This is a genomic window from Cytobacillus sp. Bac17 (assembly GCF_024519925.1).
Lineage (GTDB): Bacteria > Bacillota > Bacilli > Bacillales > Cytobacillaceae > Cytobacillus > Cytobacillus pseudoceanisediminis.
Genome location: NZ_JALJRC010000001.1, coordinates 453,139 through 476,939, shown reverse-complemented (window position 1 = coordinate 476,939; position 23,801 = coordinate 453,139). Strand labels below are relative to the sequence as shown.

22 protein-coding genes are annotated in these 23,801 nt (G+C 42.7%); 21 read left to right on the top strand and 1 reads right to left on the bottom strand.

Annotated elements, in window-relative coordinates; genetic code table 11:
- The first annotated feature begins 210 nt into the window (after positions 1-210).
- The 16 genes from NR125_RS02355 to NR125_RS02280 all read left to right on the top strand — a co-directional run bounded on the left by NR125_RS02355 (position 211) and on the right by NR125_RS02280 (position 18,057).
- Positions 211-4,521, top strand: coding sequence for a PolC-type DNA polymerase III (locus NR125_RS02355; protein ID WP_019381779.1), 4,311 nt, complete (start codon positions 211-213; stop codon positions 4,519-4,521).
- 412 nt (positions 4,522-4,933) lie between these two features.
- Positions 4,934-5,401 carry a ribosome maturation factor RimP gene (gene rimP / locus NR125_RS02350; protein WP_009330707.1) on the top strand — a complete coding sequence of 156 codons (468 nt, stop codon included), beginning with the start codon at positions 4,934-4,936 and terminating at the stop codon, positions 5,399-5,401.
- A gap of 259 nt (positions 5,402-5,660) precedes the next feature.
- Positions 5,661-6,818, top strand: a complete 1,158-nt coding sequence (gene nusA / locus NR125_RS02345) for a transcription termination factor NusA (protein ID WP_251175174.1) — start codon at positions 5,661-5,663, stop codon at positions 6,816-6,818.
- A gap of 17 nt (positions 6,819-6,835) precedes the next feature.
- The gene (rnpM, locus tag NR125_RS02340) at positions 6,836-7,120 is read left to right on the top strand and encodes an RNase P modulator RnpM (protein ID WP_009330705.1); all 285 of its coding nucleotides are present in this window, start codon (positions 6,836-6,838) and stop codon (positions 7,118-7,120) included.
- Positions 7,117-7,419 carry a YlxQ family RNA-binding protein gene (locus NR125_RS02335; protein WP_009330704.1) on the top strand — a complete coding sequence of 101 codons (303 nt, stop codon included), beginning with the start codon at positions 7,117-7,119 and terminating at the stop codon, positions 7,417-7,419. The genes rnpM and NR125_RS02335 overlap by 4 nt, the downstream gene beginning before the upstream one ends.
- Before the next feature lie 19 nt (positions 7,420-7,438).
- The gene (gene infB / locus NR125_RS02330) at positions 7,439-9,676 is read left to right on the top strand and encodes a translation initiation factor IF-2 (protein ID WP_009330703.1); all 2,238 of its coding nucleotides are present in this window, start codon (positions 7,439-7,441) and stop codon (positions 9,674-9,676) included.
- Positions 9,676-9,957 (top strand): DUF503 domain-containing protein, encoded by a 282-nt coding sequence (locus tag NR125_RS02325; RefSeq protein WP_009330702.1) that lies wholly within the window; start codon positions 9,676-9,678, stop codon positions 9,955-9,957. Before infB ends, NR125_RS02325 begins: the two co-directional genes overlap by 1 nt.
- A gap of 16 nt (positions 9,958-9,973) precedes the next feature.
- The gene (gene rbfA, locus NR125_RS02320; protein ID WP_009330701.1) at positions 9,974-10,354 is read left to right on the top strand and encodes a 30S ribosome-binding factor RbfA; all 381 of its coding nucleotides are present in this window, start codon (positions 9,974-9,976) and stop codon (positions 10,352-10,354) included.
- A 63-nt stretch (positions 10,355-10,417) separates the two neighbouring features.
- Entirely contained in the window at positions 10,418-11,335 is a 918-nt protein-coding gene (truB, locus tag NR125_RS02315) for a tRNA pseudouridine(55) synthase TruB (protein ID WP_009330700.1), read from the top strand.
- A 65-nt stretch (positions 11,336-11,400) separates the two neighbouring features.
- Complete coding sequence (gene ribF / locus NR125_RS02310) at positions 11,401-12,351, top strand: bifunctional riboflavin kinase/FAD synthetase (protein ID WP_217025427.1); 951 nt, start codon at positions 11,401-11,403, stop codon at positions 12,349-12,351.
- Positions 12,352-12,473: 122 nt separating this feature from the next.
- A complete protein-coding gene (rpsO, locus tag NR125_RS02305; protein ID WP_009330698.1) occupies positions 12,474-12,743 on the top strand; it encodes a 30S ribosomal protein S15 in 270 nt (89 codons plus the stop codon).
- Positions 12,744-12,867: 124 nt separating this feature from the next.
- The gene (locus NR125_RS02300; RefSeq protein ID WP_256814685.1) at positions 12,868-12,993 is read left to right on the top strand and encodes a hypothetical protein; all 126 of its coding nucleotides are present in this window, start codon (positions 12,868-12,870) and stop codon (positions 12,991-12,993) included.
- A gap of 67 nt (positions 12,994-13,060) precedes the next feature.
- Positions 13,061-15,181, top strand: coding sequence for a polyribonucleotide nucleotidyltransferase (gene pnp / locus NR125_RS02295; protein WP_009330697.1), 2,121 nt, complete (start codon positions 13,061-13,063; stop codon positions 15,179-15,181).
- Positions 15,182-15,361: 180 nt separating this feature from the next.
- Positions 15,362-16,378 (top strand): polysaccharide deacetylase family protein, encoded by a 1,017-nt coding sequence (locus NR125_RS02290; RefSeq protein WP_251175175.1) that lies wholly within the window; start codon positions 15,362-15,364, stop codon positions 16,376-16,378.
- 40 nt (positions 16,379-16,418) lie between these two features.
- Positions 16,419-17,654 (top strand): M16 family metallopeptidase, encoded by a 1,236-nt coding sequence (locus tag NR125_RS02285; RefSeq protein WP_251175176.1) that lies wholly within the window; start codon positions 16,419-16,421, stop codon positions 17,652-17,654.
- 148 nt (positions 17,655-17,802) lie between these two features.
- Positions 17,803-18,057: a YlmC/YmxH family sporulation protein gene (locus NR125_RS02280; protein WP_009330694.1), complete on the top strand. Its 255-nt coding sequence runs from the start codon at positions 17,803-17,805 to the stop codon at positions 18,055-18,057.
- 210 nt (positions 18,058-18,267) lie between these two features.
- On the opposite strand, the gene NR125_RS02275 is transcribed toward NR125_RS02280, so the two are convergent.
- Entirely contained in the window at positions 18,268-18,453 is a 186-nt protein-coding gene (locus NR125_RS02275; protein WP_251264128.1) for a hypothetical protein, read from the bottom strand.
- On the opposite strand from NR125_RS02275, the gene dpaA reads away from it, so the two are divergent.
- From dpaA to dapA, 5 genes are all read left to right on the top strand, one after another.
- A complete protein-coding gene (gene dpaA / locus NR125_RS02270; protein WP_009330693.1) occupies positions 18,425-19,327 on the top strand; it encodes a dipicolinic acid synthetase subunit A in 903 nt (300 codons plus the stop codon). The two genes, NR125_RS02275 and dpaA, sit on opposite strands and share 29 nt — an antisense overlap.
- Complete coding sequence (dpaB, locus tag NR125_RS02265; RefSeq protein ID WP_019381787.1) at positions 19,324-19,923, top strand: dipicolinate synthase subunit B; 600 nt, start codon at positions 19,324-19,326, stop codon at positions 19,921-19,923. Before dpaA ends, dpaB begins: the two co-directional genes overlap by 4 nt.
- Before the next feature lie 291 nt (positions 19,924-20,214).
- A complete protein-coding gene (asd, locus tag NR125_RS02260; protein WP_019381789.1) occupies positions 20,215-21,264 on the top strand; it encodes an aspartate-semialdehyde dehydrogenase in 1,050 nt (349 codons plus the stop codon).
- 41 nt (positions 21,265-21,305) lie between these two features.
- A complete protein-coding gene (gene dapG, locus NR125_RS02255; RefSeq protein ID WP_256814684.1) occupies positions 21,306-22,550 on the top strand; it encodes an aspartate kinase in 1,245 nt (414 codons plus the stop codon).
- Positions 22,551-22,676: 126 nt separating this feature from the next.
- Positions 22,677-23,543 (top strand): 4-hydroxy-tetrahydrodipicolinate synthase, encoded by an 867-nt coding sequence (dapA, locus tag NR125_RS02250; RefSeq protein WP_009330688.1) that lies wholly within the window; start codon positions 22,677-22,679, stop codon positions 23,541-23,543.
- Positions 23,544-23,801: the final 258 nt, after the last annotated feature.

Below are 23,801 nucleotides of genomic sequence, written 5' to 3'. Positions count from 1 at the left end.
TTCGTGCGGTGCTAAGTCAGGATGATTATTCAAAGTCCTGCGGCAGGAGAGGGAGTGGGAGACCCCACAGGCGGAGCCGAGGAGCCCTGTTCCTCCGCGGGAAACAAGTGCCACGTGATGAAATCAACGGGCAGAATATTGAATTAAAACAAGGATTATAACAAAAGTGTAAAACATAGAAACCAAGTTTATTAGATGGGAGAGAGAAAGATGAGCGAACCTTCTAGATTTCAGCTCTTGCTCCAGCAGATGCAGCTAACTGAAGATGCCTTTGTGCAGCACTTTCATGATGCCCAGATCGAAAGGGTCATAGTCGAAAGACAGTCACGGAAATGGCATTTTTATTTTGCTTTTCCAAAGATTGTGCCTTGCAGTGTATATAGCCGCTTCACAGATCAGCTGGAAAAGACATTTTCCCATATTGCAGAAATTTCCTACAGCATATCTGTGAAAAATCAGGATTTTACTGAACAGCTTGTTCTTGAATACTGGCACAACTGCATCAAAGAAATGGATGGCATGGCGCCCCCGCTCATAAAGCTTCTGAATGAACAGGTTCCTTCTGTTCAGGGCAACAAACTTATCATTAAGGTCCGAAATGAATTGGAAGGATTGTCTATCAAGAAAAAGTATGCCGGCACTATTTCAGATGTTTTTCAAGTTTTTGGCTTTCCGGCCTTAACAGTTGATACAGAAGTATCTTCTGAAGGATCCAATGAAGAATATGAAAAATTCATGGAGGCCAAACGCAAAGAAGATCAGGAGCGCGGTCTCCAGGCAGCAATCGAGATGCAGAAGAAAGAAGCAGAAGCTGAATCAGCAGATCCTTCAGCACCTCAGGGGCCGCTTACAATCGGTCTTACCATTAAGGATGATGCAGATTACCGCAAATTGATTGATATAGTTGATGAAGAGCGCAGAGTAGCCGTTGAAGGCTATGTGTTTGCTGCTGAAACGAGAGAACTCCGCAGCGGCCGGACACTCTTAACTTTCAAAATTACTGATTATACCAGCTCCATTCTTGTAAAAATGTTCTCGCGGGACAAAGAGGATGCTGCTTTATTTCAGCATGTTCAAAAAGGTATGTGGCTAAAGGTCCGAGGCAGCATACAAAACGATACATTTGTACGTGACCTGGTAATGATCGGGAACGATATCAATGAAATTAAACCTATTCAAAGACAGGATACATCACCTGCTGAAGAAAAAAGGGTTGAACTTCATCTTCATACACCGATGAGCCAAATGGATGCAGTTTCATCTGTCAGTGCACTTGTTTCACAGGCGAAAAAGTGGGGACACAAAGCTATTGCCATTACTGATCATGCTGTTGCTCAATCATTCCCTGAAGCCTATGGTGCCGGGAAAAAGAATGATATAAAGATCTTATACGGAATTGAAGCGAACCTTGTGGATGATGGTGTGCCGATTGCCTATAATGATGCGCATCGCAAGCTTACTGAAGATACGTATGTTGTATTTGACGTTGAGACAACAGGCTTATCAGCTGTATATGATACGATCATTGAGCTTGCCGCGGTTAAGATTCATGATGGTGAAATCATTGATCGGTTTGAATCCTTTGCAAACCCTCATCACCCTTTGTCGGCAACAACGATCAATCTGACTGGAATCACCGATGATCTGGTGGAGAATGCACCGGAAGTGGAAGAGGTACTGAAGAAGTTCCATGAATGGGCAGGAGATGCTGTTTTAGTAGCTCATAATGCATCCTTCGACATGGGCTTCCTAAATGTAGGCTATAAAAAAATGGGCATAGGCAAAGCGTCTAATCCTGTAATAGATACTCTTGAACTTGCACGCTTTCTATATCCGGACATGAAAAATCATCGTCTGAACACGCTTGCCAAAAAGTTCGACGTTGAACTTACCCAGCATCACCGTGCCATATATGACGCGGAAGCCACAGGTTATCTGCTTCTTAAGATGCTTAAGCATGCAGATGAAAAAGGGATCGAATATCATGATCAATTCAATGATAATATGGGTCAGGGAAATGCCTATCAGCGTGCAAGACCAGCGCACTGCACCCTGCTTGCTCAGACAGAAGAAGGCTTGAAAAATATCTTTAAACTCGTATCCATCTCGCATCTTGAATATTTTTACAGAGTGCCCCGCATTCCGAGGTCAGTCCTGCAAAAACATCGTGCAGGAATTCTGGTTGGATCGGGATGTGACAAAGGCGAAGTTTTTGAAGGCATGATGCAGAAATCTCCAGATGAAGTGGAAGATACAGCGCAATTCTACGATTATCTTGAAGTGCACCCGAAAGCTGTCTATGCACACCTTTTGGAGCTTGAACTTGTAAGAGATGAAAAAGCGCTGGAAGAGATTATCGGCAATATTGTAAAGTTGGGAGAAAAGCTTGATCTGCCGGTTGTCGCGACAGGCAATGTACACTACCTGAATCCAAATGATAAAATCTATCGGAAAATCCTTGTTAATTCACAGGGAGGAGCAAATCCTTTGAATCGCCATCAGCTCCCGGATGTTCACTTCAGGACTACTAATGAAATGCTTGATGCTTTTTCATTCCTTGGCAAAGACAAAGCGAAGGAAATTGTGGTAGAGAATACGAACAGAATAGCGGATATGATTGAAGAAATTAAGCCGATTAAAGATGATTTGTATACACCAAAAATTGAAGGCGCAGATGAAGAAATGCGCAGCATGAGTTACGGAATGGCTAGGAAAATCTATGGTGATCCGCTACCTGAGATCGTTGAAGCCCGCCTTGAAAAAGAACTTAAGAGTATTATCGGGCATGGGTTCGCGGTTATCTATCTGATCTCACATAAGCTTGTAAAAAGATCACTGGATGATGGCTATCTTGTTGGTTCCCGTGGATCAGTCGGCTCCTCTTTTGTTGCGACGATGACCGAAATAACTGAAGTAAATCCGCTGCCTCCCCATTACGTTTGCCCGGAATGCAAGACATCCGAGTTTTTCAATGACGGGTCAGTTGGCTCCGGTTTTGACCTGCCTGATAAAGACTGCCCGAACTGTGGAGCAAAATATAAAAAAGATGGACATGATATCCCGTTCGAAACGTTCCTTGGTTTCAAGGGAGATAAGGTTCCCGATATTGACTTGAACTTTTCGGGGGAATACCAGCCGAGGGCACATAACTATACAAAGGTGCTATTCGGGGAGGAATATGTATACCGTGCAGGAACAATCGGTACTGTGGCAGACAAAACAGCTTATGGTTATGTCAAAGCATACCAGCAGGATAATAATCTTCAAATCAGGGGTGCCGAAATTGACAGGCTTGCTTCCGGCTGCACAGGAGTAAAGCGGACAACAGGACAGCACCCTGGCGGTATTATTGTTGTGCCAGATTACATGGATATTTATGATTTTTCGCCTATTCAGTTCCCTGCTGACGACCGGACATCTGAATGGAAAACGACTCATTTTGACTTCCATTCAATTCACGATAATCTATTAAAACTCGATATACTAGGGCACGACGACCCAACCGTCATAAGGATGCTTCAGGATCTTAGCGGTATTGATCCAAAAACGATTCCGACAGATGATCCTGAAGTAATGAAAATTTTTAGCGGGCCGGAATCACTTGGTGTGACAGAAGAGCAAATCATGTGTAAAACTGGAACACTAGGCATACCGGAATTTGGTACACGATTTGTCCGCCAGATGCTTGAAGATACAAAGCCGACCACTTTCTCAGAACTTGTCCAGATTTCGGGTCTTTCTCATGGTACAGATGTTTGGCTCGGGAATGCCCAAGAATTGATCCATAATAATATTTGTAACTTAAGTGAAGTAATCGGGTGCCGCGATGATATTATGGTTTATTTAATCTATCAGGGGCTTGAGCCTGCTTTTGCTTTTAAAATTATGGAATCGGTTCGTAAGGGTAAAGGCCTGAGCGATGAAATGGAAGCTGAAATGAGAAAGAATGAAGTGCCGGAATGGTATATTGATTCCTGTAAAAAGATTAAATACATGTTCCCTAAAGCCCATGCGGCAGCCTACGTATTAATGGCAGTCCGGATTGCATATTTTAAAGTGCACCATCCGCTTCTTTACTATGCAGCATACTTCACTGTTCGTGCAGAGGACTTTGACGTTGATGCCATGGTTAAAGGATCCCAGGCGATACGTTCCCGCATCGAAGAAATCAATGCAAAGGGACTTGATGCTTCTACGAAAGAAAAAAATCTATTAACTGTAATGGAGCTGGCTTTGGAAATGAACGAAAGGGGCTTTAACTTCCAAAAGGTGGACTTATACCGCTCTAGCGCAAATGAGTTTATCATTGATGGAAATTCTTTGATACCGCCGTTTAATTCCATTCCAGGATTGGGTACAAACGCAGCATTCAATATTGTTAAAGCAAGGGAAGAAGGAGAATTCCTATCCAAAGAAGATTTGCAGCAGCGCGGAAAAGTGTCCAAGACGATTATCGAGTATCTGGATAATCACGGCTGCCTTGAATCTCTTCCTGAACAAAATCAGCTTTCACTATTCTAAAAAAGAGGGCAGGCAAATGGTCCGCCCCCTTCTGCTGACAGCTATTCCATTTGCATAAAAAAATTGGTTATGGTATAGTTTTATTGGAAATACTAAGAATAACTCTCGCAAAAGGAAGAGTGGGGCAACCCACTCTTTCGTGTTGTGTACGGTTTTTTCCTGAAGATTGTTTTCGTAAGTTTTGTTGCTTTTTGTATATTATTTGCTGAGTTGATTGTAGCGGAAGGTGCGAAGACTTATGCGGGAGAGGCTCACCGCCCGCCACGCGGTTCGCTGAGCAGCCTGGAGCGAAAATCAAAGGACAATATAGATAGATGAAAAACAACAATATATCCGAAAAAGTCTTCCTGTATATCAAAATAAAACTTTTGTAAAACAAGAGCTAAGAATCCAGTAAAAAGGAGGGAAATGAATGAGCAAAGTGACTGAAACGGTGGAACAACTGGTCACCCCTATTGTGGATGAACTTAATTTAGAATTAGTCGACATTGAATATGTAAAAGAAGGGAAAGACTGGTTCCTTCGCGTATTTATTGATAAAGAAACTGGTGTTGATATCGAGGAATGCGGAACGGTCAGTGAAAGGCTTAGTGAAAAGCTTGATGCTGAAGATCCGATTCCTTACAACTATTTCTTGGAAGTTTCATCGCCGGGAGCTGAACGCCCTCTAAAGAAAGACAGTGATTTTGTTAAGGCAGTTGGCAAGAATGTTTTCATAAAAACATACGAGCCGATTGATGGAGAAAAGACGTTCGAAGGTGTATTAACCCAATTTGACGGGGAGACCGTTACGGTTGAAGTGACAATCAAAACAAGGAAGAAAAGGATCGAAATTCCTTATGAGAAGGTAGCGAATGCCCGTTTAGCCGTTGTTTTCTAATGACGGCTGATTGCGGGCTTGCTTATTAAGAAAAGCGGAAGCGTCTTGCCCACGAAGGAACGCAGACTAAGAGCGCCGTGTCCTGTGGCAACGTCTGCATGACCCTCATCCTGGGGCCTCACCTCGAGGGGGTAGGCAGCTTGCGCTAGACAGTTGTTGACGTTCAAAAACCAATACTTACTTGTCTTATTAATTAAAGCAAATTGCTACTTTAGAGTTGATCATTTTTATAAGAGAAATAAAGGGGGATATAAATCTCATGAGCAGTGAACTTTTGGATGCTCTGACATTGCTTGAGAAAGAAAAAGGCATTTCTCGCGATGTGATTATCGAAGCAATTGAAGCTGCATTGGTGTCAGCCTACCGCAGAAACTTTAACCAGGCACAGAATGTGCGCATTGATTTAAACCTAGGAAACGGAACGATGAGAGTCTTTGCACGAAAAGAGGTAGTGGATGAAGTATTTGATCCGCGTCTTGAAATTTCAGTTGAAGATGCTCAAAAGATCAACCCGAACTACCAGGTGGAAGATGTCGTCGAAATGGAAGTAACTCCTAAGGACTTTGGGCGCATTGCTGCCCAAACGGCCAAACAGGTTGTTACACAGCGTGTCCGTGAAGCGGAGAGAGGCATCATTTATTCTGAATTTATCGACCGTGAAGAAGATATCATGACGGGAATTGTTCAGCGTACAGATCCTAAGTTCATCTATGTGAGCCTTGGAAAGATTGAAGCAATCCTTCCGGCGAACGAACAAATGCCAAATGAGCGTTATCAGCCCCATGACCGCATTAAAGTCTTTATTACAAAAGTAGAAAAGACAACAAAAGGACCACAAATCTTTGTTAGCAGAACGCATCCTGGTCTGCTGAAGAGATTATTTGAAATTGAAGTTCCAGAAATTTATGATGGAACTGTTGAAATCAAATCTGTTGCGCGTGAAGCAGGGGACCGTTCTAAGATCTCCGTACATTCAGACAATGAAGAAGTAGATCCGGTAGGTTCATGTGTAGGCCCTAAGGGAACACGTGTACAGGCGGTAGTAAATGAGCTTAAGGGCGAAAAAATTGATATTGTAAAGTGGTCTTCAGATCCGGTAGTTTTCGTTGCAAATGCACTTAGTCCTTCAAAGGTGCTTGACGTAATCGTAAATGAAGTTGACAAAGCAACAACAGTTGTAGTCCCGGATTATCAGCTATCCCTGGCAATCGGAAAGCGCGGCCAGAATGCAAGACTTGCAGCCAAGCTTACAGGCTGGAAAATTGATATCAAATCAGAAACAGATGCCCGTGAAGCCGGAATTTATCCGCGGGATGAAACACTGTTGAACTTTGATAATGATGGTTACGAAAACGAAGACTACGAAAATGATGCAGACTTCGATTTTCAGGATAATCTTTTAGAGGGAAAAGAATAGGGAAGAGGTGAATGATCGTGAACAATCGTAAAAAAGTTCCTTTGCGAAAATGTGTCGCTACCGGTGAAATGAGGCCGAAAAAAGAACTCGTTCGCATCGTTCGCTCCAAAGAAGGGGAAGTATCTGTAGACCCGACCGGAAAAAAATCAGGGCGCGGGGCTTATCTTTCCAAAGAAAAGGAAGCAGTTTTATTAGCAAAGAAAAAGAATATCTTAGCCAATCATTTAGAAGTTTCCATAGATGATGCTATCTATGAAGAACTCTTGGAGTTAATAGAGAAGGAGAAACGGCAATCCAAATGAACTCAAATCAATGGATGTCATTGCTTGGCTTAGCCAATCGGGCACGGAAAATTACTTCGGGAGAAGAGCTTGCTGTTAAAGAGATCAGAAATGGCAAAGCAAAGCTTGTTTTGCTGTCTGCAGATGCATCCGCAAATACGGCAAAAAAAGTTACAGATAAATGTAAATCATTCGGGGTTCCTTATAAGCTGATTCAAAACCGGGAAATGCTTGGTAAGGCTATAGGGAAGGAAGCCCGCGTTGTTGTGGCAGTGTTAGATGCCGGATTTGCAAAAAAGCTGTTAACGTTGCTCGATTAATACTAGCGGGGGTGAAAGTATGAGTAAAATGCGCGTATATGAATATGCGAAAAAACATAACATTTCAAGCAAGGATGTTATTACAAAATTAAAAGACATGAATATTGAGGTTTCCAATCATATGACTACGATTGAGCCGGCTGCAGTCCAGAAACTTGACGGCATCTTTATCAAGAATGACAGCCAGTCTCAAAAACAGAGCAAACCTCAAAACCAGCAAAAACCGCAAGGGAATCAAAAACCAGCTTCAAATAATAGTGCTGCCAGTTCAACAGCTGTTAAAGGCAAGCCCCAGAATAAACCAGGTGAAAACAGAAACCAGGGGCAGGGCAGCCAGTCCAGCAATAACCGGGGCAATAACAACAACAATAGAAACAATAATAACAACAATAGAAGCAACAATAACAACAACCGAAACAATAACCGAAACAACAATAAGAATAAAAACAACAAAGGCAAACAGCAGCAGACTTTTGTGGCCCCAGCTCCTAAAAAAGTGAAGGAGCTTCCTTCAAAAATTACTTTCAGCGAATCACTGACTGTAGCGGAACTGGCAAAGAAGCTTCACCGCGAACCTTCTGAAATCATTAAAAAGTTATTCATGCTGGGTGTTATGGCAACCATTAACCAGGATCTTGACAAAGATGCCATTGAGCTGATTGCAGGTGAATATGGTGTAGAAGTAGAAGAAGAGGTGCTGGTTGATACAACCGATCTTGAAGTATACTTCACAGAAGATGAAAATGCCGAACTAGTGGAACGTCCATCTGTTGTAACCATCATGGGACACGTTGACCATGGTAAAACAACATTGCTAGACTCCATCCGCAACACGAAAGTAACAGCGGGAGAAGCTGGCGGGATCACACAGCATATCGGAGCTTATCAAGTTGAAGAGAACGGCAAAAAGATAACCTTCCTTGATACTCCTGGACACGCAGCGTTTACGACTATGCGTGCCCGTGGTGCGAAAATTACCGATATTACAATTCTCGTTGTTGCAGCAGATGATGGTGTTATGCCGCAAACGGTTGAAGCAATCAACCATGCAAAAGCAGCAGAAGTGCCAATCATTGTGGCTGTTAACAAAATGGATAAGGAAGCAGCAAATCCTGACCGTGTCATGCAGGAACTGACTGAACATAACCTAGTTCCTGAGGCATGGGGCGGAGACACAATTTTTGTTCCAATCTCTGCTATAAAAGGCGATGGAATTGATGAACTGCTTGAAATGATTCTTCTTGTAGGTGAAGTGGAAGAATACAAGGCTAATCCTGACCGCAATGCCGTTGGTACAGTTATCGAAGCACAGCTTGACAAAGGACGCGGTTCAGTTGCGACTCTGCTTGTGCAAAACGGTACATTGAAAGTAGGAGATCCAATCGTTGTCGGCAACACATTTGGACGTGTCCGTGCAATGGTTAATGATCTTGGCCGCCGGGTGAAAACTGCCGGACCTTCAACACCTGTTGAAATTACAGGTCTTAACGATGTTCCTCAAGCTGGTGACCGCTTTGCTGTACTTGATGATGAAAAGACAGCCCGCCAGATTGGTGAAGCTCGTGCCCAGCAGGCATTACAGGCCCAAAGAAACGAAAAAACACGCGTAAGTCTTGATAACTTGTTTGAACATATGAAACAAGGGGAAATGAAAGACTTAAACATCGTTGTTAAAGCGGATGTTCAAGGTTCAGCGGAAGCATTAACTGCTGCGCTTCATAAAATAGATGTAGAGGGTGTTAATGTTCGTATCCTTCATACAGGTGTCGGTGCCATTAATGAGTCTGACATCACTTTAGCTGCAGCTTTCAATGCTATTGTCATCGGATTTAATGTACGTCCTGACAATAATGCAAAACGTGCAGCAGAAGCTGAAGATGTGGATATCCGTCTGCACCGCATCATCTACAAAGTAATTGAGGAAATTGAACTGGCGATGCAGGGTATGCTTGACCCTGAGTTCGAAGAAAAAATCATCGGCCAGGCCGAAGTACGCCAGACATTCAAAGTTTCAAAAATCGGTACCATTGCAGGTTCGTATGTCACAGACGGAAAAATCACTCGTGACAGCGGTGTCCGCTTAATCCGCGATGGAGTTGTTATTTTTGAAGGGGAAGTTGATGCTCTTAAGCGATTCAAAGATGACGCTAAAGAAGTAGCTCAAGGCTATGAATGCGGTATTACCATCAAAAACTTCAATGACGTTAAAGAAGGCGACGTTATCGAAGCATATATTATGGAAGAAGTGGAACGTTAATGATAATTGGGCTTGCAGCCTGTGAATGTATCATTTATGACACACATTCTTTGAAAGAGAAACGGGCTGTTTTGCAGCGGATTCTCACCCGGCTGAAGCAAAGATACAATGTATCTGTATCTGAGGTGGACTATCAGGACCTATGGCAGCGGACAAAAATTGCCATTGTGGCCGTTTCGTCCACCCAGGTTTCAACGGAACACGAGCTGCAAAATGCGCTTAAGATGATTGATTCGTTCCCGGAAATAGAACGGACAATTACAGATTTAGAGTGGCTTTAAGAAGAGGTGATATAGAATGAGCCTTAGAGCAAATCGAGTTGGAGAACAAATGAAAAAAGAACTGGGCGAAATCATCGGCAGGAAAATAAAGGACCCGCGGGTTGGATTTGTAACAGTTACCGATGTTCAAGTTACTGGGGATCTCCAGCAGGCAACCGTATTTATCTCAGTTCTGGGTGATGAGGAACAAAGGGAAAATACGCTTCGGGGTCTGGCTAAAGCAAAAGGCTTTATCCGATCTGAAATTGGCCAGCGAATCCGGCTGAGAAAAACGCCGGAAATTCTTTTCGAATTTGATGAATCAATCGACTACGGAAACCGTATAGAATCATTGCTCCATCAAATTCAGGACGAAGGCCGTTCCAAAGATGAGGATCGCTCCAATGAAGAAGAATAATGGAATGGATAGACATTTTGTCTATCCATTTTTTTCTAATTACAAGACAAGGTGGTACATGATATGGAAGGAATTTTGCCGCTTTTTAAACCTAAAGGAATGACATCCCATGATTGTGTCTTTAAGCTTCGGAAGATTTTGCGGATGAAAAAAATCGGCCACACTGGCACACTCGATCCAGACGTAACTGGTGTACTCCCAATCTGCCTTGGGAGGGCAACAAAGGTGGCTGAATACATAACAGATGCTGGAAAGTCATATGAGGGAGAAGTCACAATAGGCTTTTCTACGACAACAGAAGATGCATCAGGAGAAGTCGTGGAGAGAAAAGATGTTACAGCACCTATTGCCAGAAATCAAATAATGGATGCACTTCAAAGTCTGACCGGGGAAATTACTCAGACACCTCCTATGTTTTCAGCAGTAAAAGTGAATGGGAAACGCCTCTATGAATATGCAAGACAGGGAATAGAAGTAGAACGACCGTCCAGGAAAGTTACTATTTACTCTATCGAACTGCTCGATGGCAGAAAAATGTTTGAGGGTGAGAATATTACCTTCCGTTTCCGTGTAGCCTGCAGCAAAGGAACATATATACGTACTCTTGCTGTCATGATTGGAAGTGAACTGGGATACCCTGCTCATATGTCTGAGCTGGTCAGAATCCAGTCTGCCTCATTGACACTTGATGATTGCCTGACTTTTGAAGAAATAGAAGAAAGAGTGGAGAAGGGGACAATGGACGAGGTTCTTCGTCCTATGGAAGCCGCGCTTTCTCATTTGCCGAAATTTCAAATAAGTGATAAAGTAGCAGAGAAAGTAAAAAATGGGGCTGTATTAACTATCCCTGATCATTTGCATAACACTAAAGGGCCAATTGCAGTGGAAACAGAGGCAGGCCTCGTGCTGGCTATCTATGAGCATCATCCGCGCAAACCTGGGATGATGAAGCCAGTAAAGGTGTTAAGAAATGATCAATAAGCACTCGTTAAAAAGCTGTGCATTTTTATAGGTCCAGGCTCTGTAGAAAAAGGTGAATCAATAATATGGAAGTTATTCATATAAATCATCCCCATCGAATGGATAGAACCGTATTGCCTGAAATGGCAATAGCACTTGGATATTTTGATGGTGTTCATCTGGGTCACCAGAAAGTCATCCGTGAAGCAAAATCAATAGCGGAACAAAAAGGATTAAAAAGTGCTGTTATGACATTTGACCCGCATCCATCGGTTGTTTTGGGGAAAAGCGTTCAGCATGTGGAGTATATTACGCCTCTTGAGGATAAAATTGCTATCATGGCTGATTTGGGCATAGATTATTTGTTTATCATCAATTTTACAAGGGAGTTTGCAAATCTCCTGCCGCAGGAGTTTGTTGATCAATACCTGATTGGTCTTAATGCAAAGCATGTTGTAGCAGGCTTTGATTATTCCTATGGGAGAATGGGGCGCGGTACAATGGAAACACTATTGTTCCATTCAAGGGATCAATTTGATTATTCGGTCGTTGCAAAGCTTGCAAAAGAAGACGAAAAAATCAGCTCTACGCTTATAAGGAAATACATCCGGGAAGGGAAAACAGCTGAGCTTCCCGACCTTTTAGGAAGATATTATAAAACATCAGGTACCGTTATCCATGGCGATAAGAGGGGCCGTACAATCGGCTTTCCTACTGCGAACGTGGATGTTTCGGATGACTGTATCATCCCACCGCCAGGTGTATATGCTGTGAGATTCTTAGTAGATGGCAGCTGGTATGAAGGGGTATGCAATGTTGGCTACAAACCTACCTTTAATAAGGAAAAGGGGGATAGGCCATCGGTTGAAGTCCATATTTTTGATTTCTCTTCAGATATTTATGGCAGGAAAGTTACGGTTGAATGGCATAAACATCTTAGAAACGAAAGGAAATTTGCTGGCGTTCAGGAATTAATCGCCCAAATTGCGAAGGATAAACAGCAGACTGAGCAATATTTTGAGAAAAACAGGGTTTAGCCTTGCTTTTTGTCATAAAAAGTTGTATTCTAAGTAACGTACCAAATGAACCTTTGCTTGGCAAGTCGAGTCACCGACGCTTGCTCAGTAACAGGGGATTGAAAATTTAGGAGGTGAACCGGATGGCAATCACTAAAGAACGTAAAAATGAGCTAATCAATGAGTTCAAAACTCATGAAAGCGACACTGGATCTCCAGAAGTTCAAATCGCTGTCCTTACTGAAGAAATCAACAATTTGAACGACCATTTACGTACTCACAAGAAAGACCACCATTCACGTCGCGGTCTTTTGAAAATGGTTGGTAAGCGCCGTAACCTATTAACTTACCTTCGCAACAAAGACGTTGCTCGTTACCGTGAGTTAATTAATAAGCTTGGCTTACGTCGATAATCAACAGAAGCGGGATTTTTTCCCGCTTTTTTATTAGCTTTAAAAACTTGAATTTTGTTCCTAATCATGTACATACATAAGTTATTCTTATTTTAGCAAACGGAAAAATTGTGCATACTATAAGATGCCTAATTTTATTATGATTAAAGAGCATTTCATGCTTTTATATAAAACTGGACTGCTGGCAATGCAGAGGATATCAGTCTTTGCTGATGTCATGGCAGGATTATCTGCAGCTAATGCAGGATAAATAACAATTGAACGGACCAGGCAGAATAGACGCCTGTCCTTAAGTGAAAGCAGAGAGGGGTACAAATATGGGACAAGATAAACATGTCTACAGCCTTGAGTGGGCTGGGCGCAAATTGACCGTTGAGATTGGCCAGCTTGCAAAACAGGCTAACGGTGCAGTTTTAGTGCGCTATGGCGATACTGTAGTATTAAGTACTGCTACAGCATCAAAAGAACCGAAAAATCTGGATTTCTTTCCGCTGACAGTTAACTATGAAGAACGTTTATATGCTGTTGGTAAGATTCCCGGCGGGTTTATTAAGAGAGAGGGACGTCCAAGTGAAAAAGCGATTTTGGCCAGCCGCTTGATTGACAGGCCAATCCGTCCATTATTCGCTGACGGTTTCAGAAATGATGTACAGGTTGTAAGCATGGTGATGAGTGTGGATCAAAACTGCTCATCTGAAATGGCTGCAATGTTTGGGTCATCATTAGCTCTTTCTGTGTCGGATATTCCATTCGGCGGACCGATTGCAGGGGTCAGCGTAGGGCGCATCGATGGAGAATTCATCATTAATCCATCTGTGGATCAGGCTGAAAAGAGCGATATCAGCCTGGTTGTAGCCGGTACAAAAGATGCAATTAACATGGTAGAAGCAGGTGCAGATGAAGTGCCTGAAGAAACAATGCTTGAGGCGATTATGTTTGGCCATGAGGAAATCAAACGCCTTATTGCTTTCCAGGAAGAAATTGCGTCTGAAATCGGCAAAGAGAAAATGGAAATTGTTCTATACCAGGTTGATCAGGACCTTGAGGCTGAAGTACGCGGCATCTGTGAGAAAGATATGATTCAAGCTATCCAGGTGCAGGAGAAGCATGCCCGAGAAGCTGCCATTAAAGCCGTTAAAGAACAAATTACAGCTAAATATGAAGGTGAAGAAGCAGACGATGACAAGCTGAAGCAAATCAGGCAGATTCTTGATAAAATTGTTAAAGCTGAAGTGAGGCGTCTAATCACAGAAGATAAAGTTCGCCCGGATGGACGCGGATTGGATGTTATCCGCCCGCTATCATCAGAGGTAGGCCTTCTGCCGCGCACACATGGTTCCGGTTTGTTTACACGCGGACAAACTCAGGCTCTGAGCATTTGTACATTAGGAGCTCTTGGAGATGTACAGATTCTTGATGGTCTGGGCATTGAAGAAGAAAAGAGATTCATGCACCACTACAATTTCCCTAACTTCAGTGTAGGTGAAACTGGGCCAATTAGAGGGCCAGGACGCCGCGAAATCGGACATGGAGCTCTTGGAGAACGCGCTCTTGAGCCGATCATTCCATCTGAAAAGGATTTCCCTTATACAATCCGTCTAGTATCAGAGGTATTAGAGTCCAATGGTTCAACATCACAGGCAAGTATTTGTGCAAGTACATTGGCAATGATGGATGCAGGTGTGCCTATTAAAGCGCCAGTTGCCGGTATAGCAATGGGTCTTATTAAATCAGGCGAGCATTATTCAATCCTGACAGACATTCAGGGTATGGAAGACCACCTGGGTGACATGGACTTCAAAGTGGCGGGTACATCCAAGGGTGTTACTGCCCTGCAAATGGATATTAAAATTGAAGGTTTGTCTCGTGAGATTCTTGAGGAAGCATTGCAGCAGGCGAAAAAAGGCCGCATGCAGATTCTTGATTCCATGCTGAGCACTATTGGGCAGCCAAGAAAAGAGCTGTCTGAATATGCTCCTAAGATTCTGATGATGTCAATTAACCCTGATAAAATCCGTGATGTCATTGGGCCAAGCGGAAAGCAGATCAATAAGATCATTGAAGAAACAGGCGTTAAGATTGATATCGAACAAGATGGCACAGTATTCATCTCATCTGTAGATGAAGAGATGAATCAAAAAGCGAAGAAGATTATTGAAGATATCGTACGTGAAGTGGAAGTTGGACAAATGTATCTTGGCAAGGTGAAACGAATTGAAAAATTCGGTGCATTTGTTGAAATCTTCTCCGGTAAAGATGGTTTGGTTCACATTTCTGAACTTGCTGAAGAGCGTGTAGGAAAAGTGGAAGATGTTGTATCCATCGGTGACGAACTTCTCGTAAAAGTTACTGAAATCGATAAGCAAGGCCGCGTAAACCTTTCCCGCAAAGCCGTATTGCGTGAACAGCGTGAGCAAAAGGAAAAAGCACAGCAATAATACTAACCTCTATTTAGAAGAGAAGCATTTTGCTGGGCTGAATTTCCTAGAAGCCAGGGGAAACCCTGGCTTTTTACATATACGAATATCCATGGGGGCGTTTGCCCTATACCTTTGTAATTTGCTTCCGTTCTACCTTGTCCCTTTGAATCATACTATGAATTGAAGGAGGCATGAAGAATGAGAAAGTTTATCCATATCGCCATCATGTTTGTTATGGCACTTGCTTTTATCAATAATCCTTTTACTGATCAGTATGTATCTGGCCTCAAACAGGAGACGGGAGCCGTACCTGTTTCCAAGTCTAAGGATTTACTTTATGAAGAGATTACAGCAAAAAAAGATGAATACAGCATTCCTGCACAGGATGCAAAAATAGACCGTGTATGGAAAGCCATTCCAGGGCTTAACGGAATTGAAGTAGATGTTGAGGCATCTTATAAAAAGATGAAATCAGAGAAGAGGTTCAATGAAGATAAGCTTGTATTTAAACAAATTGAACCGAAGGTGAAGCTAAAGGACCTCCCTCCGTCACCTGTATATAAAGGCCATCCCGATAAACCGATGGTCAGTTTCATTATCAATGTGGCATGGGGAAATGAATATTTGTCCGGTATGCTGGCAACTTTAAAGGAACATAATGTGTCAGCAAGTTTCTTTCTTGAAGGAAGATGGGTAAAGAATAATCCGGAACTTGCCAGAATGATTATGGATGCAGGACATGAAGTGGGCAACCACTCGTACACTCATCCGGATATGAAGGTGATCTCTTCTGCTAAAACAAGGGAAGAAATCCAAAAGACAAATGATGTGATTGAAGCCACGATGGATGAAAAACTGAGTAAGCCCATTACATGGTTTGCTCCTCCAAGCGGCAGCTATAGAGATGAAACAGTGAAGATTGCTGCTGAGAAGAACCTCGGCACTGTTATGTGGACTGTTGATACAGTGGATTGGAAAAAGCCATCCCCGGATGTGCTGATAAATAGGGTGTTATCAAAGGTTCATAATGGAGCACTGATTCTGATGCACCCTACTGACTCCACCGAAAAAGCACTCGATAGACTTATTACGGGGCTTAAGCAAAAGAACCTTCAGATTGGAACTGTATCCGAATTGTTAAGCGAGAAGAGAATCCAGAATCGGGAAAATAATAATCAGGATTTTGGAAAAAATAACAATAATAATATAAACTAATGGACGTATGTCTTTGGGTTTCAGAACAGGAGGAATTTACTTGATCAAGAAATATACATGCCAAAACGGAGTAAGAGTCGTACTAGAAAACATTCCAACCGTCCGTTCTGTTGCGATCGGAGTATGGATCGGAACAGGTTCACGAAACGAGATTCCCGAAAATAATGGAATCTCTCATTTCCTCGAGCACATGTTTTTTAAGGGAACGAAAACAAGATCAGCCCGGGAAATTGCCGAGAGCTTTGATAGCATTGGCGGCCAGGTGAACGCATTCACCTCAAAAGAATATACATGTTATTACGCAAAAGTACTCGATACCCATTCTGACTTTGCTCTTGAAGTCCTTTCTGATATGTTTTTTAACTCCACGTTTGTGGATGAGGAACTGAACAAAGAAAAGAATGTTGTTTATGAAGAAATCAAAATGTATGAAGACACGCCTGATGATATTGTACATGATCTTTTGAGTAAGGCAATCTATGAGAACCACTCTCTTGGCTATCCGATCCTTGGCACTGAGGGAACGCTAGCCACGTTTAATGGTGAAACATTAAAGCAGTATATGCATGAAACCTATACACCTGAAAACGTTGTGATTTCCATTGCCGGAAATATCGATGAGTCTTTCATCAAAGAAGTAGAAAAATATTTTGGATCCTATGAAGGCGGAAATAGAGAACGCCCAGAGCAGAAGCCAGAATTCCATTCAAACCATCTTGCCCGTAAAAAGGATACCGAGCAGGCACATCTTTGCTTGGGGTTCGAGGGGCTGCAGGTAGGGCATGAGGATATATACAATCTGATTGTTTTAAATAATATTTTGGGCGGAAGCATGAGCAGCCGCTTATTCCAGGATGTCAGGGAACAAAAAGGATTGGCATATTCTGTTTTCTCTTATCATTCTGCCTTCCAGGATAGCGGTATAGTGACGCTATACGGCGGAACAGGCGCTAAACAGCTGGATGTACTGTTTGATACGATTCAGGAAACTCTTGCCACTCTTAAAAAAGAAGGCATCACAGATAAAGAGCTGAATAACAGCAAAGAACAGCTTAAAGGAAGCTTGATGCTTAGCCTTGAAAGTACAAACAGCAGAATGAGCCGCAATGGCAAAAACGAACTTCTGCTGGGCCGCCATCGTTCTATGGATGAAATTGTAGAAGAAATCGATGCAGTTTCCATGCAAGGCGTGAATGACATGGCGAATTCCATTTTCACAGAGCATTACTCTGTGGCTTTAATCAGCCCGGAGGGAGAACTTCCGAAAAACCTTTAATAAATTTGATGTGTCCCGATTGCAAAACCGGAAATCAACATGAGAGAAACAGCCTGTATTCTGCAGGCTGTTTTCTTTTGTCTTGGACTTCTAAAACTTCTCCCAGAACGATAAAAATATAGAGAAAGAGAAAAGAGGAGGGCAGAGGATGAGATTAAGTGAGCTGAGCGGAAAGGAAATCGTGGATGTGAAGCGTGCGGAACGGCTTGGGGTGCTTGGGCAGACAGATCTTGAAATAAATGAAAAAAGTGGACAGATCCAGGCATTGCTCATTCCTTCATTAAAGTGGTTCGGCTTCAAGCGGCAAGGAGACGAAATTCGGGTATCATGGCAGCATATAAGAAAGATAGGCAATGACATGATCATTATTGATATTCCGGAAAATGATGGTCAGCAGGAATAATCTTGAAAGAAGGGCCGATTAGGTCCTTTTTGTTTTTTGGAATCTCATCTCCTTAATGTCTAAAAATTTCTTTCCACGCTGATCCATTTTCTTTTAAATGGAAAACTCACCTATTGCCCCCTTCATACATAAGATGTTGAAGTAGTTCAATACAACAATTCCCTTATGGTTATTAGATGAATTGCCGGCCAAAAAAACGCCACATTTCGTTTAAGATAAATCTGCTTGTGCAATTGCTGTCTCGTGCCGCAGCTGTTGTATAGTGGCGATGCCGGTGCGAGGATATTTTTTACCAGGAGTCATGCGGTCATTGGCTTCAAAAATAAATGCTTTCTTAAAAAGAAAGAAAAAAGAAGGTGAGTGTTGCATGCTGACAGGAACCCAAATAGCAGTCATCGGCGGTGATGCAAGGCAGCTCGAAATCATCCGGAAACTGACTGAGCTTGATGCAAAGCTCTCATTAATCGGATTTGAGCAGCTGGATCATGCGTTCTCTGGTGCGGTAAAAGAAAAAATAGATGAAGTGGATTTTTCCCATATAGACGCGATTATTTTGCCTGTTCCCGGCACGGGCCTTGAGGGGCAGATTGAAACAATTTTTTCCAATGAAAAGGTGACTCTTGAAGAGGAAATTCTCTCGCAGACTCCAGCACACTGTACAGTTTATTCCGGCATAACCAACTCGTATTTAACAGGAGTTACCAAGTCGGCAGACCGCCGTCTTGTTCAATTATTTGAAAGAGATGATGTAGCCATTTACAATTCAATTCCAACAGTAGAAGGAACTATCATGATGGCGATCCAGCATACTGATTTCACCATTCATGGATCTAATATAGCCGTAATCGGCCTTGGCAGAGTTGGAATGAGTGTAGCAAGAACCTTTCGTGCACTGGGTGCAAAAGTAAAAGTAGGCGCGAGAAAAAGTGAACACATTGCCCGGATAACAGAAATGGGTCTTACCCCATTCAACCTGAAAGAGATTGAAGATGCTGTAAAAGATGTTGATATTTGCATAAATACTGCTCCTCATTTAGTTGTAACAGCGTCCGTCATTTCGAAAATGCCTACACATACGCTTATCATTGACCTGGCTTCAAAGCCCGGAGGAACCGATTTTCGCTATGCGGAAAAACGGGGAGTGAAAGCGCTGCTCGCACCAGGCCTGCCTGGAATCGTTGCTCCGAAAACAGCGGGGCAGATACTGGCGAATGTTCTTTCTCAATTGATTATGGAAGATTTGCAAAAGAGAAAGGGGAATACAAAATGAGTTTGAAAGGAAAAAGAATCGGATTTGGTTTAACAGGATCACATTGCACATACGATGCAGTGTTTCCGGAAATAGAAAGGCTCGTTCTTGCAGGGGCTGAAGTGCTTCCGGTTGTAACCTTTACGGTAAAGAGCACTGAGACTAGATTCGGGAAAGGGGAAGACTGGGTTCAAAGAATTGAAGATCTGACTGGAAATAAAGTGATCGATTCAATTGTGAAAGCGGAACCGCTGGGACCTAAGATACCTCTAGATTGTATGGTGATTGCCCCGCTAACTGGAAATACCATGAGCAAATTTGCCAATGCCATGACCGATTCGCCCGTCCTGATGGCAGCAAAGGCAACTTTAAGAAACGGCAAACCAGTTGTGCTCGGAATATCCACCAATGATGCATTGGGTTTAAACGGGGTAAACTTAATGAGACTAATGGCTACGAAAAATATTTATTTTATTCCATATGGCCAGGACGATCCTGTAAAGAAGCCAAATTCAATGGTGGCAAGAATGACAGCATTATCTGATACAGTGATTCATGCCATGGAAGGCAAGCAGCTGCAGCCTGTTTTAGTGGAAAGATATAAAGACGAAAGTTAGCCCCCTATTTTTTCTAGCAAAAATTTTTAGTCCTTTAGTGAACGAATATGTTAGAATAAAGGTTATTAAGATAACCAACCTCCAAGCTGTGTTTAATTTAATATTAACACCTTGGAGTAATGACAATATGCTGATAATATAAATGGAAGCCTGCCATCTTCAAAATCAGGCAGGAAAACGGCTGCCAATTGTATTTGGCTGCCGTTCTATTGAATTTTGGGCATATTGCTTTTTCACTAAAAAACTAATTTTGCTAGAAAAATATAATGGTACTGGAAGGGGAAAAGAAATTTGGAACAGAAAAAAGGATTTCATGTCGCGGTAGTTGGAGCAACTGGTGCAGTTGGTCAGCAAATGATTCAAACACTTGAAAATAGAGAATTTCCAATCTCTGAATTAACACTTTTATCATCAGCCCGTTCTGCAGGCTCGAAGGTAACATTCAATGGACAGGAGTATACGGTTCAGGAAGCAAAGCCAGAGAGCTTTAAAGGCGTGGACATCGCATTATTCAGTGCCGGCGGAAGCGTATCCAAGGAACTTGCTCCACATGCGGTTGAACATGGTGCCATTGTGGTAGACAACACAAGTGCATTCCGTATGGATCCAAATGTGCCTCTTGTCGTACCTGAAGTAAATGAAGACGACCTTCATACACATAATGGCATTATCGCCAATCCAAACTGTTCTACGATTCAAATGGTTGTAGCACTAAAGCCGGTTAAAGAAAAATACGGTTTGAAAAAAGTGATTGTTTCTACTTACCAGGCTGTTTCAGGTTCAGGAGCAGCTGCAGTTCAAGAGCTGAATGAGCAGACAAAAGCCATTATAAATAATGAAGAGTATGAGCCTGCAATTCTTCCTGTTAAGAGCGATAAAAAACACTATCAGATTGCTTTCAATGCGATTCCGCAAATTGATAAGTTTCAGGATAATGGCTACACTTTTGAAGAAATGAAAATGATCAATGAGACAAAGAAAATCATGCATATGCCAGGGCTGCAAGTGGCTGCTACATGTGTGCGTCTCCCGGTGGCAACCGGACACTCAGAGTCCCTTTATTTTGAAGTGGATACAGACGGCGTTGCTGCAAATGAAATAAAGAGCCTTCTTGAAAGTGCACCAGGTGTTGTCCTGCAGGATGATCCGGATAATCAGATTTACCCAATGCCTGCTGATTGTGTCGGTAAAAATGATGTGTTTGTCGGCCGTATCCGCAAAGATTTGGATGAGGATAAAGGCTTCCATATGTGGGTGGTTTCTGATAATCTTCTTAAAGGGGCTGCATGGAATTCCGTGCAGATCGCCGAAAGCTTAATTAAACTTGGAATAGTGAAATAGTTAACGTATTCTCTTTATGTTGAGAGGTTAGAGGTGTTTTAATGAATATCATCGTTCAAAAATATGGAGGCACATCAGTTCGCGATGAAAATAGCCGCGAACATGCGCTTAAGCACATAAAAAAAGCGCTGGCTGACGGATATAAGGTTGTTGTTGTTGTTTCAGCGATGGGCAGAAAAGGCGATCCTTATGCAACAGACACACTGCTTTCGCTTGTAGAAGGCAATAACAGCAAGATCAGCAAACGCGAAACGGATCTGCTTTTATCCTGCGGTGAAGTCATCTCAAGTGTCGTTTTTTCAAACATGCTGAATGAACATGGAATCACAGCAGCAGCTTTAACAGGGGCACAGGCAGGATTTAGAACAAATAATGATCATACAAATGCAAAAATTATCGATATGAAGTGCGACAGACTATTGAAAGAGCTTGAGAATCAAGATGTCATCGTCGTTGCAGGTTTTCAGGGTTCTTCTAAAACCGGTGATGTCACAACGATCGGAAGGGGCGGCAGTGATACCTCCGCAGCGGCTATTGGCGCAGCCCTAAATGCCGAGTGGATTGATATCTTTACTGATGTGGAAGGCATCATGACTGCTGATCCGCGCATAGCCGAAAATGCACGCCCATTATCAGTTGTCACTTATACGGAAGTCTGCAATATGGCGTATCAGGGTGCTAAGGTTATTCACCCTCGTGCTGTCGAAATTGCCATGCAGGCCAAGATTCCGATCAGAATCCGCTCAACATACTCCGATAGTCTCGGAACACTTGTCACAACTTTGAATAAGAACAGGCGCGGGACAGATATTAAAGAGCGCTCCGTAACAGGAATTGCCCACGTATCCAATGTGACTCAAATAAAGGTTCTTGCGAAGAAAGATCAATATGATCTTCAGTCTGAGGTCTTTAAAGCGATGGCAAACCAGGGGATCAGCGTCGACTTTATCAATATATATCCAAATGGCGTCAACTACACGGTTACGGAAGAAATGACTGATAAAGCGATTAGTATTCTAAAGGGCCTGGGTCACGATCCACTGGTTGAAAGAGAGTGCGCAAAGGTTTCGGTTGTAGGTGCAGGAATGCAGGGTGTTCCTGGTGTGGCTTCACGAATTGTGACAGCATTGTCCGAGCAGGGAATTCGTATCTTGCAATCTGCAGACAGCCATACAACAATATGGGTTCTGGTGAAGCAGGCAGATTTGATAAAGTCTGTTAATGCATTGCACGATGCTTTTCGCCTGGAAGAAGATTTGGCAGAATATGAGAGAACAGACATTTAATCTAAGAAAAATATCATGTTTAAAAAGGGGAAGAAAGCCCTTCAGCGGTTAACGACGGATTTGCATCCTATTCGGCAGATCCGCCCGTTTCTTCCGGTCTTTTAAACATCTGCAAGGAGTGTAAACATGGTTCTATTTGGCCGAGTATCAACAGCAATGGTAACGCCATTCGATCATAAGGGACATATTGATTTCCCTAAAACAACACAGCTTATCAATCATCTTATTGAAAACGGTACAGATTCATTGGTTATTGCCGGAACTACCGGCGAGTCGCCAACATTGACCAAAGAGGAAAAGCTGGCATTATTCAAACACGCAGTGAAAGTGGCTGACAAACGTGTGCCTGTAATTGCAGGCACTGGGAGCAATAATACGTACGAATCCATTGAATTAACGAAAAAAGCAGAGCAAATTGGTGTAGATGCCATCATGATCGTTGCACCTTATTACAATAAGCCAAATCAGGAAGGGCTTTATCAGCATTTCAAGGCAATTGCAGAAAACACGAGCCTCCCAGTAATGGTTTACAATATTCCTGGACGCTCTTCGGTCAATATTCTGCCTGAAACGATCATCCGCCTTTCGGAAATTCCAAACATTGCTGCAGTTAAAGAAGCAAGCGGAGATCTGAATGCTATGGCAAAAATCATTGCCAATACGGATGAGGACTTTATGCTTTATAGCGGTGATGACGGCCTTACTCTTCCATGCATGGCAATTGGGGGAACTGGAATCGTGTCTGTGGCTTCCCATGTGATTGGCAATGAAATGCAGGAAATGATCACAGCTTACCTGAATGGTGAAAATGAAAAGGCTGCAAAAATCCATCAGAAAATTCTTCCGATCATGGAAGGCCTTTTTGCTGCCCCAAGCCCAGTGCCTGTAAAAACAGCGCTGCAGCTTAGAGGGCTGGATGTCGGATCCGTCCGTCTTCCTATGGTTCCGTTAACAGAACAGGAACGCAGCGCAGTTGCTGCCCTATTTAAATAATTCCGTGCTTGCCAACCAGTGTTTTGCTGGTTGGTTTTTATTTTTGTTAATAAGCCGTCTTTCGAGCTTCCATGAAACCAGAAATATAATGCCTTGAGATGAATGGCCATGGAGCCCGCATGAAGCCCAAAATCAAAAGCTGAAAGTGGAAATGGTCGTCATGGGTCTTCCAAGTACCCTAAACCAGAGCCAACATTTTTCTACAATGAAACTCTTTAAGTTTATGAGAAGGCAAAAGTATCTTGCCCGCCCTATTAA